Origin of the sequence: Flavobacterium piscisymbiosum, from assembly GCF_020905295.1 — a bacterium.
Taxonomy (GTDB): domain Bacteria; phylum Bacteroidota; class Bacteroidia; order Flavobacteriales; family Flavobacteriaceae; genus Flavobacterium; species Flavobacterium piscisymbiosum.
The window spans coordinates 5,840,619-5,855,349 of sequence record NZ_JAJJMM010000001.1 but is presented as its reverse complement, the minus strand read 5'-3'; the positions used below and the strand labels follow the sequence as shown (position 1 = coordinate 5,855,349).

Annotated in this window: 10 protein-coding genes; 2 read left to right on the top strand and 8 right to left on the bottom strand. The window is 33.9% G+C overall.

Annotation, left to right across the window (positions count from 1 at the left end):
- Positions 1–116 precede the first annotated feature (116 nt).
- Both nadA and nadB read left to right on the top strand, forming a co-directional pair.
- Positions 117–1,049 carry a quinolinate synthase NadA gene (gene nadA / locus LNP81_RS24635; protein ID WP_230039968.1) on the top strand — a complete coding sequence of 311 codons (933 nt, stop codon included), beginning with the start codon at positions 117–119 and terminating at the stop codon, positions 1,047–1,049.
- 19 nt (positions 1,050–1,068) lie between these two features.
- Positions 1,069–2,592: an L-aspartate oxidase gene (gene nadB, locus LNP81_RS24630; protein WP_230039965.1), complete on the top strand. Its 1,524-nt coding sequence runs from the start codon at positions 1,069–1,071 to the stop codon at positions 2,590–2,592.
- A 128-nt stretch (positions 2,593–2,720) separates the two neighbouring features.
- On the opposite strand, the gene ypfJ is transcribed toward nadB, so the two are convergent.
- From ypfJ to LNP81_RS24590, 8 genes are all read right to left on the bottom strand, one after another.
- Positions 2,721–3,572, bottom strand: coding sequence for a KPN_02809 family neutral zinc metallopeptidase (gene ypfJ / locus LNP81_RS24625; protein ID WP_230039964.1), 852 nt, complete (start codon positions 3,570–3,572; stop codon positions 2,721–2,723).
- 92 nt (positions 3,573–3,664) lie between these two features.
- Positions 3,665–7,717 carry a PAS domain S-box protein gene (locus LNP81_RS24620; RefSeq protein WP_230039962.1) on the bottom strand — a complete coding sequence of 1,351 codons (4,053 nt, stop codon included), beginning with the start codon at positions 7,715–7,717 and terminating at the stop codon, positions 3,665–3,667.
- Positions 7,718–7,810: 93 nt separating this feature from the next.
- Complete coding sequence (locus LNP81_RS24615) at positions 7,811–8,602, bottom strand: DUF2189 domain-containing protein (protein ID WP_230039961.1); 792 nt, start codon at positions 8,600–8,602, stop codon at positions 7,811–7,813.
- 124 nt (positions 8,603–8,726) lie between these two features.
- Positions 8,727–10,055, bottom strand: a complete 1,329-nt coding sequence (locus LNP81_RS24610) for an aldehyde dehydrogenase (protein ID WP_230039960.1) — start codon at positions 10,053–10,055, stop codon at positions 8,727–8,729.
- A 76-nt stretch (positions 10,056–10,131) separates the two neighbouring features.
- Positions 10,132–10,821 carry an RluA family pseudouridine synthase gene (locus tag LNP81_RS24605; RefSeq protein WP_230039958.1) on the bottom strand — a complete coding sequence of 230 codons (690 nt, stop codon included), beginning with the start codon at positions 10,819–10,821 and terminating at the stop codon, positions 10,132–10,134.
- Positions 10,822–11,040: 219 nt separating this feature from the next.
- A complete protein-coding gene (gene panB, locus LNP81_RS24600) occupies positions 11,041–11,859 on the bottom strand; it encodes a 3-methyl-2-oxobutanoate hydroxymethyltransferase (protein WP_065450501.1) in 819 nt (272 codons plus the stop codon).
- A gap of 49 nt (positions 11,860–11,908) precedes the next feature.
- On the bottom strand, positions 11,909–13,108 hold the full coding sequence (locus tag LNP81_RS24595; protein WP_230039957.1) for an SH3 domain-containing protein: 1,200 nt from the start codon (positions 13,106–13,108) through the stop codon (positions 11,909–11,911).
- 122 nt (positions 13,109–13,230) lie between these two features.
- Positions 13,231–14,658, bottom strand: coding sequence for an L-serine ammonia-lyase (locus LNP81_RS24590; RefSeq protein ID WP_230039954.1), 1,428 nt, complete (start codon positions 14,656–14,658; stop codon positions 13,231–13,233).
- Positions 14,659–14,731: the final 73 nt, after the last annotated feature.

The following is a 14,731-nucleotide window of genomic DNA, read 5'->3' as shown; positions in this document are numbered from 1 at the left end:
TCATAAAATAAAATTAAGTGCCATAATATCTTTACGACGTAAATCAGGCTTCAAAAAACAAAATAATTCACGTATTCTAAAGTCTAAGATTTAAGAATACTGATAAAAAGAACCGTATGGATAAGTTATTCTTCATTGCTGAAATAAACCGACTCAAACAAGAAAAAAATGCAATTATTCTCGCTCATTATTATCAGGATAAAGACATACAAGATATCGCTGATTTTGTAGATGATAGTCTTGAGTTATCAAAAAAAGCAGCTTCTGCCAATGCAGATATTATTGTTTTTGCAGGAGTATATTTTATGGCTGAAACAGCAAAAATTATAAATCCCGATAAAAAAGTGCTTTTGCCTGATAGCAACGCAGGATGTTCTCTTGCTGATGGATGTGATCCCCATAATTTCAGAAAATTAAAAGAACTTCACCCCAATCATGTTGTAGTCACTTATATTAATTCTTCGGCAGAGATAAAAGCTTTAAGCGATTGGGTTTGTACGTCATCAAATGCAAAAAAAATTATAGAAGCCATTCCTAAAGAGCAGGAAATCATTTTTGCTCCTGATAGAAATCTGGGAATGTACCTAAAAAAGGAAATCAACCGTGAATTATTACTTTGGGATGGATCGTGTATTGTTCACGAAGCTTTTTCATTAGAAAAGCTAATCGAAATTTACAATGCCAATCCAACGGCTAAAATTGTAGCACATCCTGAATCCGAGAGGCATATTCTCGAGACGGCACATTATATTGGGTCAACATCCGGAATGCTGAATTTTATCAAGAATGATACGGCTTCTGTTTTTATCGTAGCAACAGAAGCGGGAATCCTGCATCAGCTCTCAAAAGATGCCCCGCTAAAAACGATTATTCCGGCGCCCTCACACGAAGATAATACCTGTGCCTGCAGCGAATGTGCTTATATGAAAATTAACACTTTAGAAAAGCTCTATTTATGTTTGAAAAATGAGAGCCCTGAAATTACTATTAATGAAGAATTACGATTAAAGGCCATAAAACCTATCAACAGAATGCTCAATTTGTCATAAATATCTAAATCAATCCAACATGAAAAAAACAGATATACTTATAATTGGTTCCGGAATAGCAGGTTTGTTTTTTGCGATAAAAATCGCAAAAAAGAGACCGGATTTATCTATTGCAATTATGACCAAAGACAAGGTCAAAAACTCTAATACCCAACTGGCTCAAGGTGGTATTGCTGTGGTTACGGATTGTATAAAGGATAGTTTTGAGCAGCACATTGCCGATACATTACAATCGGGTGGAGGTTTATGTGATGAAGAAATTGTAAAAATGGTAATACATCAGGCGCCTGAACGCTTAAAAGAACTGATTGATATTGGGGTTTCTTTTGATAAAAATAAATCAGGAATATGGAATTTGGGTCTCGAAGGCGGACATTCTCAACATCGTATTTTGCATCATAAAGACATATCTGGAGCAGAAATAGAGAAAAATCTAATTGAAACTATAAAACAATTGTCTAACATTACAGTACTCGAAGATCATTTGGTTATAGATGTTGATACTAAAAAAAGTAACGGAAAAATGCGTTGTACAGGTGCTTTTTATTGTGACAAAATCAATAAAAAAGTAAAATACATACGTACTAAAACGGTTGTTTTAAGTACAGGAGGATGCGGTCAGATTTTTAAGAATACAACCAATCCCGAGATTGCAACCGGTGACGGAATTGCAATCGCTTCCCGTGCCGGAGCAGTGATAAAAGATATGCAATACATACAGTTTCATCCAACGGCATTGTATGAAGAGGATAAAAATCCGTTTTTTTTAATCTCAGAAGCCGTAAGAGGTTTTGGGGCGCATATTGTTAATGAAAATCAAAAGCGTTTTATTTTTAAAGATGATATCCGTGGGGAATTGGCAACAAGAGATATTGTCTCACAAGCCATCAGTAAAGAAATAGAAACGTCCGGAAAGCAGTATGTATATTTAGATTGCAGACATCTGGATTTTGCTGAATTTTATCGTCATTTTCCCTCTATTACAGATTATTGCAAAACTATAGGATTGCATCCTGAAAGAGATTTAATTCCTATTGTTCCCGTTGCTCATTACCAGTGTGGCGGTATTAGTGTCAATAAAAAATCGCAGACCAATATAAAGAATTTATATGCTATAGGAGAATGTTCCAGAACGGGTTTGCATGGAAAAAACAGACTGGCATCTAACTCATTATTAGAAGCTTTGGTTTTTGCTCACCAAGCTTCAGATCATATTGGCAGGACTATTGACGATTTATCTTTCTCATCAAAGAAAAGCTTGCTGAAGTTTGATGAGCCTTTGATGGATAGAGATTCCAATTATTTTGTGGAATTAAAAAAAGAACTTCAAACCATGATGACTTTTTTCTTTGCCAACAAAGATTCTGATTTTGCGCCAATATTAAATCGAATCGAATCGATGAAAATGGCAACGGTAGGATTGTTATTCAAAAAACAAAAAATAACAACTCAATTGATAGAATTTACTAATATGCTCACAGTTGCTAAAATTATTGTCGAACAGAATAAGACCGAGGCTTTAAAAAACGTGACAAGTTATTAAATCTCATTTTCTGTAATCGTTTTAAACAAATCAAATAGTTTACACAAAAAAAAGCATTGTTTCTAATAACCAAAAAAGCATGACGTTTAAGTCATGCTCATTTGGTTATTATAGTTTGGTTTATTGAATTATCGTATTTCGTCGAACGTATTGCCTTGTTTGATATCGCCAGTTTTAAAACCTTTTTTGAACCAATACATTCTTTGTTCTGATGAACCGTGGGTAAATGAATCCGGAACAACATGTCCCTGCATTTTACTCTGAATAGCATCGTCACCAACTGCATTAGCAGCACTTAATGCCTCTTCGATGTCTCCTGCTTCAAGATATTGTTCGTTGTCGTGAGCCCAAACTCCGGCATAAAAATCAGCTTGTAATTCCAGAGCTACAGAAAGTTTATTAGCTTCGGCTTCACTTTTTCCTTCTTGTTCCTGACGCATTTTTGCAGACGTTCCTAATAAAGTCTGAATATGATGTCCTATTTCATGAGCGATAACATAAGCAATGGCAAAATCACCACCTTTAGCTCCAAATTTAGTTTTTAATTCTTCGAAAAAAGCCAAATCCATATAGACTTTGCGATCGCCAGGGCAATAAAAAGGTCCTGATGCAGATGATGCACCACCGCAGGCTGTATTTACAGAGCCTCTAAAAAGGACTAATTTGGGTTTTTCGTAGGTCATGCCGTGTTGGGCAAAAATTTTCGTCCAGGTATCCTCATTACGAGCCAACACAACTCTAACAAAGTCTCCCATTTTTTTGTCCTCTTCGCTTAACGGGGCTGCCGCCTCAGTTTGCGTTTGCTGACCGCCTTGCATTTGCTCTAATACATTTCCTATAGTCTGACCATTTTCACCGCCAAAAACATTCAGTAACAAAATAATAATACCAATAACACCGCCTCCAACGGCTACTTTTCCGCCAGAAAGGCCTCTTCTGTCTTCTACATTATCACTTTGTCTTCCGCCTAACCACTTCATATTATATTGTATTTTAGTTTATTGAGTTTTATGTTGTACGAATTTATATATTTTTTAGGAATTATTGTTAAAATGAAGCAAATTAGTTTGAACTATTTTAACCATTTTGATAAGGCTTCTTCTACCGTTCCTTTAATGATAGGTTTTGAAATATAATCATCCATTCCTGCTGATAAGCATTTATTTCTTTCATCTTTCTCTGCGCCTGCGGTTACTGCAATTATAGGGATATCTCTTCCTGTTACGGTATTTCTAATTGCTTTTGTTGTTTCGTAACCATTCATAATTGGCATCTGAATATCCATAAAAATCAAATCAGGATTAATGTTTTCGAATTGATTCACAGCTTCATATCCATTTTCGCATTCGTAGATATAAGCAGTACTGTATAGGTTTTTAATAATAGTTTTTAGTAACAACATATTTACTTTGTTGTCTTCTACAATCAAAAAAGTGATGTTTTTATAGTTCATCCCGGCGTTGTTAGCGCTTAGTTCGAGATTGATTTTTTTAAGTTCGGCATTGTATTTTTCATTGATACTTTGGTTGCTGGTTTTTAGATTTAAATCAAAATAAAAATTACTGCCAATATCGATCTGGCTTTCTAATTGCAAACGACTTTCCATTAAAGCCAATAACTGATTTGAAATTGTTAATCCTAAACCGGTTCCTCCAAATTTTCGCGTTGTAGAACTGTCTTCTTGTGAAAAAGCTTTAAAAATTTTCTTCTGATTTTTCTCCAAAATTCCAATTCCGGTATCGATAACAGAGAATCGAATAACGCAATTGCCGCTTTTGTTTTTTTCCAGAACAGACACATTTAATTTAATAGAACCTTCATTGGTGAATTTTACTGCGTTTGAGAGCAAATTGATTAAAATTTGTTTGATTCTCACAATATCTGTCCAAATGTATTTAGGAACATCAGGATCTACATTCAATTCGAGTTTAAGATTTTTCTGGTTCGATTCGTAAACAATGAGATCAAAAACCTGCCCCAATACTTTTTTAATATCATATAAATCAATAAAAAGTTCCAGCTTTCCGGCTTCAATTTTTGAGAAATCAAGAATGTCGTTTATAATCTCCAACAATGAATGTGCCGACTGATTGATGGTTGTCATGTATTTTTCCTGAATTTCTTCTAATTCAGTTTTCATCAGTAAATGTGTAAAACCAATAATACCGTTCAAAGGCGTTCGTATTTCATGCGACATATTGGCCAAAAAGTCTGATTTTGATTTATTTGCCGCTTCTGCCAATTGTTTGGCTTTTATGGCATCTTCGGTTTCTTTTTTGTTTGTAATATCAAAATAAATTCCACCAACAAATTCAATTTCATCTCCTTTTTTAATCACATCACCAAATTCTTCTACCCAGATATATTCGCCACTCTTTCGGCGAATTCTATAGATATTATGTAGAGGTGTTCCGTTTTGCAGATTATCAATCTGATTATTAATTACTTCATCTTTATCATCAGGATGTATCAATGAAAGAAAAGATAAATTATTCTCAATAAATTCTGATTTAGAATAACCCGTTAGGTTTGCAATCTCATCATTCAGGAAAATCTTGGTCGAGAAAGCATCAAACTTCGATAAATAAACGGTACCAGGAATATTATTGGCAATTAGTTTGAATTTTTCTTCACTTTCGAGAATTTTAGTTTCATTTCGATTTCGCTCCAATGCCGATGAAATGTTATTGGCAAGAACCTGAAAAATGTAGATTTCTTCTTCAGACCATTTTTTTTCATTGGTACAATCATCAAAGCCAATAAAACCGGTAAAAACATCGTTGATGAATAATGGCAAAATCAAAATAGATTTGATCTGGTTATCAACTAATAGTTGCTTAAAAAAATTGTCGTCAAGATTACGGGTTAGTTTGTTTAAGATTTTTCTGTTTTTTGCCGCCTCATAAATTTCCTGTAAATTATCTTCTGTAAGTTGTCGTAATTCAGTTATTTGATGTTCAATTCCTTTTCTTGACCATTTGTACTTTTGGCAAACGGTATTGGTATAAAAGTCTCTTTCATAATAATACATATGATCAACTTTGGCTGCTTTGCCAATTATTTCATAGGTTTCCTGAAACATTTCATGAGTGGTTTTACTCAGCAAAAATTTCTCTGTACATAAAGAAAGTGCCGAAAGCAGCTGACTTTTAAACTCTAATCTTCGTTCAGCTTCCAAACGTTTCTGAGACGAAATAGCTAACGAAATAACATCTGAAATTGTTCTGGCATAGTTGATATCTTCATTATCCCAGTCCCTTTTTTCAGCAGTGCTTTCAAAACAAACCACGCCGCCTAACTGTCCGCTCAAAAATATAGGAACGTCAAGCATCGATTTGATATGGTTTTTAGTAAAATAAAGTTTTTGAAATTCAGACGTTTCTAATTTATTAAAAACATCGGATGCATTGATAATGGCTTTGTTTTTTAAAGTCTCAAAATAAATAGGATAAGATTCTTTGTCGAGGATGTTTTTGTCGCTTAAGTTTTGATTGTCAACGCTAAATAAATTTTGACATGTAATTAAATCTTTATCATATTTCCAGAAACTTACCCGATTTGTTTTTGTTACAGTCGCCGCTTCTTTAATGATGTAATCAGTAACCGTATCTAAATTGTCGTATTTACTAAAATCTGATGTCGATAGTTTTTTTGTCGAATTGTTGTATGCTTCGATTTTTTTTAAACGCTTCTTTTTTTCGTTTTCTATATTTTTAATATCGGTAATATCTCTGGCTATACCCGCAAAACCAATGGTTTGGCCTAAATCATTTTTACGAATTATGATTTTTTGAGAAATCCATAACGTTTTTCCGTTTTTCTTTAAAATCGGAATTTCTATAGAAGGGAAATTGTTTTCATTGATATCCAGGTTTTCATAAAAATCAACTGCATTTCGCTGATAATTTTCATGAATAAAATTCGAATAATGTTGTGATATAATTTCATTTTCGGAATAACCCAGAATCGAAAACCCAAAATCATTTACAAAAGTAAAATAGCCTTCGCTGTCAATTTCGAAAATAATATCTGTCGCAGTCTGGATCAGGTTTTTGTATTGATCCTGAACATTAATCTGCTCAGTGACATCCTGACCAATACTGATAATTAAATCCTCAGAGAATTTTTTGTCTTTCCACTGAATGTATTTGTATTCGCCATTTTTGCTTTTTAGTTTTCGAATATAAAGTTTGTTTTCTTCGGGATTGAGATTTTTTATGTCTTCAATAAAGTCGGTTTCTTTGGTTAGTTTCCAAAATTTCAAACCCATAACTTCATCCGGTAAATACCCTAAAATTGAAGTTATGGTTTCACTGCAGAATAATACCTCGTTTTTTTTATTGGTAGCAATTGTCAATGAATTTCCCTTATGTACAATTTCGTTTGTAAATCTAAAATTATCTGAATTGTTAACTAAAACAGCATATTTTACCTGGTTGATAATGAAAATAAGGATACAAAAATTGATTAAAATAATAGAGGATTTTAAAGAAATCAAATGAAAAATAACGGTTACAATTAGAAAAGTAAAAACCAGACCAACAAAGATCCAGTATATTTTTATGGGTTTTAAAATGTTATATGAAAAGAAAAATGAGATTAAAAAAACAATAACCGGAATAACATCTTTTGGGAGATAGATAATATTATGCCCAACATAAGCGATGTAAACAAAGAAAAAGAAGATAAATATGGGCTGAACCCGATCCCGTAAAAACTTTACTTTATTTGTTATAAAATAGATAACCAATACTGTAAAACCAATAGAAACATTAGTAATCAATAAACTTTTGGGTCTTATTTTAAAAAGTTCATTGATGATTTCGATTACAATAACGGCAATACCAAAAAATAAAATATAAAGTTGATATTCTCTGTTGGCTGTTTCAGTTTCCAGTTTTTTTTCTATGAAATAGCCAATGCTCGTTTTTATTTTAAAGAATTGGTGAATAAGAACCCCTAGAAGTCCAAATAATGCCAATCCTAAAAGAATAATTTTAGGATTGTTGTAAAAAATAATGTCCGAAGTAAAAACATACCAGTTTGCAATAATTGATTTTAGGGCATTACCAAGAGTGGCAATTCCTGAAATCAACGAATTGAAAAAACTATAGTTTTCTACCATAGATTTTGGGGTATGTTTGGTTTTAGTAAATGTTTTTTTTGAAAATTCTATAGCAGAGTAGGTTAGGCTCTGTTTATTGATAGAATTTTCTATTTATTCTAAATCCGGTTGCCCAATTGAGTCAATCGGATCTTCTTTATCACTTTTAAAAATTGCATAATATATAGCGTATGTCATTGAATAACTAAGGGGAACTGTAAAAAGGATTCCGATAAAAAGAGCCATAAAACCAATAATCAGAGCAACGACAATGGTGATCATTAATCCTAAAAGTACTATGGGTTGCTTTGCAATAAGAATAAAACTCGATGTAATAGCATCAATCGCTTTTAAGTCTCCAAATACAATAAGCGGAATCATTAAAAATGTAAAATACGAAGTCAGCAACGAAACCAGAAGTCCCGCCACATTAAGATTTTGCATTTCGAAAAATGTCGATACAGATACACTGAATAATGAAATGATCGCAGTGGCTAAAAATATTTGTAAAAATTTATTTGATTTGTAATAAGTAAAAATGGTAGAAACATTAAACTCCTGATCTCTGTCTGCACAATATGCCATTTTTAGAAATCCCGCACCAAAAGGGCTTAAAATTGCCGAAAACAGGACTGTTCCCGCAATATAATAAACCAGTTGAAGACTTGATAATTGTGTTGGTTTGATGGTAAAAAAAGCAGGATTGTTTAATTTGTCAACACCAAATATTACGGCTAAAAGAATAGAGCCAATGATACCAAAAAGTATAGAAAAAACTAGTAATATTAACCCTGCATAAAGTGCTATTTTTTTATAGTTTTCAAAAGCAGTGTTAAAGACAGTTGAAAAATCTAAGGTATAACCATGATTCTTAATGTCTTTGATTTTATCAAGTGTAGATTTCATTTTGTGTAAAAGTAGAATTGTTTTATATTCTGGTATTTAGGATAAATAATGTGACGTAAATATAATATTTTTAATCAAATGCATATGAAAAACCCGAAAACATTACGAAATTGTTTTTGGGCTATTATATCCAGTCTAATATCCTTTTAATGGAAGCCAATTTATCTTTGTATGGTGCATATCTCATAGGTAAATCAAGCCAGTTTGCCTTTTTTACTACTGCTTTATGATGAGAAAAAATATCAAAGCTCAACTGACCATGATAAGCGCCTATGCCACTATGGCCAACACCGCCAAAAGGCAGCCTTTTATTAGAAAAATGAACCACTGTATCATTGATGCAGCCACCGCCAAACGAATAGGTTTTGATCATTTTTTTTGCAAAGGATTTATTTTCGCTAAAAATGTAAAATGAAAGAGGTTTCTCATAACGGCTAATCACGTTATGAATATCAGCTTCTGTTTCATAAATAAGAATAGGTAAAATAGGGCCAAATATTTCTTCTTTCATAACCAGACTATCCAATGCCGGTTCTTCGATTAAAGTTGGCGAAATGAAAAGATTGTTAGCATCTGTTTCTCCTCCAAAAATCACTTTCTCAGGTTCTATCATACTGGCTAATCGCAACCAGTTTTTGGTATTGATAATACGCGCAAAATCAGGAGATTTTTCCATTTTTTTACCGTATGCTTTTATGATTTCTTCGATCAAAAAACTAATGAAATTAACCTTCATGTTTTTTTGAACCAAAATATAATCCGGCGCAATACAAGTTTGGCCGGCATTAATAAATTTCCCCCAGACAATACGTTTCGCAGCTAATTTTAAGTTGGCAGTTTCATCTACAATACAAGGGTTTTTTCCGCCAAGTTCAAGAGTTATTGGCGTTAGATTTTCGGCTGCGGCTTTGGCTACAACTTTTCCAACTGCGACACTTCCGGTAAAGAAAATATAATCCCAGCGTTTTGCCAGTAGTTGATTAGAGACTTCTACACCGCCTTCAAAAACTTCAACATGATTGACATGAAAGGTTTTTTCGATAATTTTGGCGATTATCGCTGAGGTATTAGGTGTGAGTTCAGATGGTTTTAAAACTACACGATTTCCTGCTGCTACTGCCGCAATCAAAGGACATAAAGCCAATTGAAAAGGATAATTCCAGGGAGCAATAACCAAGACGTCTCCGTAAGGTTCTTTATAAATATAATCTGTAGAAGGAAAATTAAGAAGAGAAGGAAAAACACGTTTTCGGTTTGCCCATTTATGAATATTTTTTATAGTGTCTTTTAAATCCGAAATAACATAGTTGGTTTCGGTTAAAACAGCTTCAAATTCTGGCTTTTTAAAATCATCGTATAAAGCTTTTACAATTAAGTCTTCGCTTTTCTGAATGTTATACAACAATTTTTTTAGCGTTTCTTTTCTGTATCCGATGTCGTTTTTATAGTCCATTTTTATGATTTCACTTGATTTTTGACTATGCAAGTTAATCGATAAAAATTAAAAAATTAACAATTGTATCATAAAATCAAAGGGCGTTCCAAATAGTTTCATCGGGAGTTGGCGCTGTAATTGTTATATTTTCTTTAGAAACAGGATGAATGAAAACCAATTTTCTGGCATGAAGATGAATTCCTCCATCAGGATTGCTTCGGTCAAAACCATATTTTAAATCGCCTTTAATCGGTGATCCAATAGCAGCTAATTGAGCCCTAATTTGATGATGGCGACCTGTATGCAAATTGATTTCAAGAGCTACATAATTTTGTAATTCTTTAAAAACAGTATAATCTAAACTAGCCAGTTTACTATCCGGAACTTCTTTTAAATGTGCTTTTGAAGTATTGTTTTTTTCGTTTCTTTTAAGATAATGAACCAATTTGGCACTTGTTTCCTGATGTTTATTCTTCACAACTGCCCAATATGTTTTTTGAGTTTCACGATTGCTGAACATTTCGTTCATTCTCGTTAATGCTTTGCTAGTTCTGGCAAAAACCACAATTCCGGTTGTAGGACGATCTAAACGATGAATTACGCCCAAAAATACATCACCAGGTTTATTGTATTTGTCTTTAATGTATTCTTTTACAACATCAGATAAAGGTTTATCGCCTGTTTTATCACCTTGCACAATATCGCCCACGCGTTTATTAACCACAATAATATGGTTGTCTTCGTGTAGAACCTGGAGATTATTTTTATCTGAAACGATTTTCATACTAGACTTGTGTGTAATTTTAGATTTTAGATATCTGATTTTAGATTGAGCACCGTAGCGTTTTAATCTCTCGCAAAGACGCAAAAGCGCAAAGTTAAAATTTGGTTCTTTGTGACTTTGCGTCTTTGCGAGAAATAATGGTAAAATTAAGAAACCTTTGAACCTTTGTCCCTAAAAAAGAAACCTTAGCAACTTAGAACCTTAGTACCTTAAAAAAAATTAATATTGCTCCCCAGAGTTAGGAAAATCACTTGATTTAACATCAGCGGCATATTGACCAATTGCTTTTGTCATTTCTTCGTATAAATTTAAATAGCGACGTAAGAAACGCGGGCTGAATTCATTGTTCATTCCTAACATATCGTGAATCACCAAAACTTGTCCGTCAACGCCACCTCCGGCACCGATACCAATAACCGGAATCGAAATACTTTCGGCTACTTTTTTAGCTAAATCGGCTGGGATTTTTTCTAGAACAACAGCAAAACAACCTACTTTTTCAAGCAATTTGGCATCTTCGATTAGTTTTTCGGCTTCCTGATCTTCTTTGGCGCGAACGCTGTAAGTCCCGAATTTGTAGATCGATTGAGGAGTTAAACCCAAATGTCCCATAACCGGAATTCCTGCGTTTAATATTTTTTTGATAGATTCTTTAATTTCTTTTCCTCCTTCCAGTTTCACAGCGTGACCGCCACTTTCTTTCATGATTCGAATAGCAGAACGCAAAGCTTCTTTTGGGTCAGACTGGTAACTTCCAAAAGGTAAATCTACTACAACTAATGCTCTCTCTACAGCGCGAACTACAGATGAAGCATGATATATCATTTGATCTAAAGTAATTGGCAATGTCGTTTCGTGACCCGCCATAACATTTGATGCTGAATCGCCCACTAAAATCACATCGACTCCTGCGGTGTCAACAATTTTAGCCATTGTAAAATCGTAAGCCGTAAGCATAGAGATTTTTTCTCCGTTGCTTTTCATTTCGATCAATGACTTTGTTGTGATTCTTTTATAATCTTTTTTTGCTACTGACATTTTATTTTTTTTTGAAGATGTAAAAGTATTGAATAATTATAGATTGAAATCAGCAATAGTAGATTATTTCGATGGCAAATAACTTTCCATCTTTAAATTCTATTTCAAAATGGCTGTCTTCTAACGGTATAGAGTATGAATGTGGGTTTTTTATTGACGCCCCAATATAAGTACCGTATTTTTCGATAAAGTTTTTTTCGGTTAATGAGCTGTCTAATGCCGCATTGACATTGAAAACAAGTTTGTTGGTTTGATTGATGAAAATCTTTATGACCTCTACTTTGTTTTCTTTTTCATCTACAGAAGCTTCTAAATCCGGATAATAATAAAAAAGTTCGCTGATATATAAACCACATTCATCGCTTATTGTGGCTTTTTTTACCGGATTGCCCAATGTATTTATTAACTCTTTTTGAGTAAAAAATAATGATTTGGTTTTTAAGCCTTTTACCACAAATTCTGATTTTTTGGTAAAGGCCGTAATTTCTTCCTGTTTTTTATGCTTTACTAATCCTTTGGCTATAGCCATATTCAACTCGGTATCATCAATAAGTTTAGGATCATTTAATTGTTTTACGACCTCATAATATCTTTGATAAGCGGGGATTAGTTTAGTATTGTCGCTATTCCAGGCGAGTTGAACTAGTCGTTCGCCTACAATTTTACGTTCTGTAACATTATTGACATCGAGTTTGTCGAAATCTTTTAATAAGGTATTAAAATCAGGTCTTTTGCCAACAAACTTTCTTAGCGTAAACCTGGCATATTCGTCGCTAAATTGACCACTAATATTTACCCATTCGTCTTCATTTTTTGGGAGATAATTAATGGCTACAGGATCACCAACAAATAAAATTTCTCTAATTTTTGAATTTTTATCGGGTTGTGCACGCGCCTTTAAACCTGCAACCAAAACAAAAAGGTGATTACCACCATAATAATTGTCTCCGCCTTCTAAAATAGGATTTTCGTTGTCTCTTACTTTAACATCTTTGGCATTTAATCGTGTTGCAACATATTGCTCCGGAATATAACCTTCAGATAAATTATCGGCTTTTACTTTGTACCAGCCATTTTTGCTTTCGGATAATAATTGTATTTCGGCACCATATTTAAAATAACCCAAAAACTCAGCAGAAGTACTTGCGGAAGTATACAAACGCGTATCCGAATTAAGGAAATAACGTTCCTGAGCATTTATTAAAAGGGACGAAAATAATAAGGCTAAAAGAAAGTAATATTTTTTCATGAAAATATATTTTGGAAGAGTTTTTTGCCACGAATTTCACGAATTTCATAAATTTTTTAATGCGCAAAGAAGCTAAATATTAATTCGCGAAAATTAGTGAAATTCGTGGCAACCTTTATTATTTAACAATCAGCCATATTTACAGCAATTGCCAATCCGCCTTCGGAGGTTTCTTTGTATTTAGAGTTCATGTCTTTTGCCGTTTGCCACATCGTATTGATTACTTTATCAAGTGGTACTTTTGCGTTTTTAGAATCAGTTTCAAGGGCTAATTCGGCAGCATTTATTGCTTTTATGGCACCCATAGTATTTCTTTCGATACACGGAATCTGAACCAAACCACCAATTGGGTCGCAGGTTAAACCAAGGTGATGTTCCATAGCGATTTCGGCAGCCATTAAAACCTGAGCAGGAGTTCCGCCCATTAATTCGCAAAGAGCTGCAGCAGCCATAGATGACGAAACACCGATTTCGGCCTGGCAACCGCCCATAGCAGCCGAGATTGTAGAACCTTTCTTGAAGATACTTCCAATTTCTCCGGCAACCATCAGGAATTGTTTGATTTCTTTTTCGCCTGCATCATGATTTTCAATAACCAGATAATACATTAAAACCGCCGGAATTACACCAGCGCTTCCGTTTGTAGGAGCTGTAACCACGCGGCCTAAAGAAGCATTTACTTCATTCACGGCAAGTGCAAAACAACTTACCCATTTTAGGATCTGACGAAATTTTACTTCGGTTTTTCTGATTTCTTCCAGCCACGTTTGCGGATTGGAATAATTTGATAAACCTATTAAGTTTTGGTGCATGTCAAAAGCCCTTCTGCGAACGTTTAGTCCGCCCGGGAGAATTCCTCCGGTATGACAGCCAATGTACATACATTCTAACATCGTGTTCCAGATACGCATTAATTCGGAATGAATTTCTGCTTCCGGACGCATCGATTTTTCGTTTTCATAAACAATTTCCGAAATAGATTTGTTCTCTGAAACCGTATAATTTAAAAGCTCAACCGCATTTTGAATAGGGAATGGGAAAGCACATTTTATAACTTCTTTGATTTTGGCATTGGTGCGTTCTTCTTTCACCACAAAACCTCCACCTATAGAATAAAAAGTAGATTCATATTCAGAATCATCCTCTTTATAAGCTGTAAATTTTAGTCCGTTGGCATGAAAAGGAAGAAACTCTTTATTGAAAACAATATCCTGCAGAAAATAAAACGGGATTTTATATTCATTCGCCAGAATAATCTCGTTGTTGTCTTCGATCGTTTTAATGATTCCGGCAATATTATCAACCGGAATATATTCGGGATCCTGCCCGCTTAAACCCAGCATAACAGATAAATCTGTGGCGTGACCTTTTCCGGTTAAAGAAAGTGATCCGTATAAATCGACTTTTACACGTTTAATCTGGTCTAAAATTGATTCGTCTTTTAACTCTTCTAAAAAACGTTCAGCGGCTCTCCAAGGCCCTAAAGTATGAGAACTTGAGGGGCCAACGCCAATTTTAAGCATATCAAAAACAGAGATACATTCTTCCATTGTGCAATATTTATTAAGACAAAGATAATTGAATAATGCAATGAAGTTTTATTTTCGTTTGTTAATGTTGCAG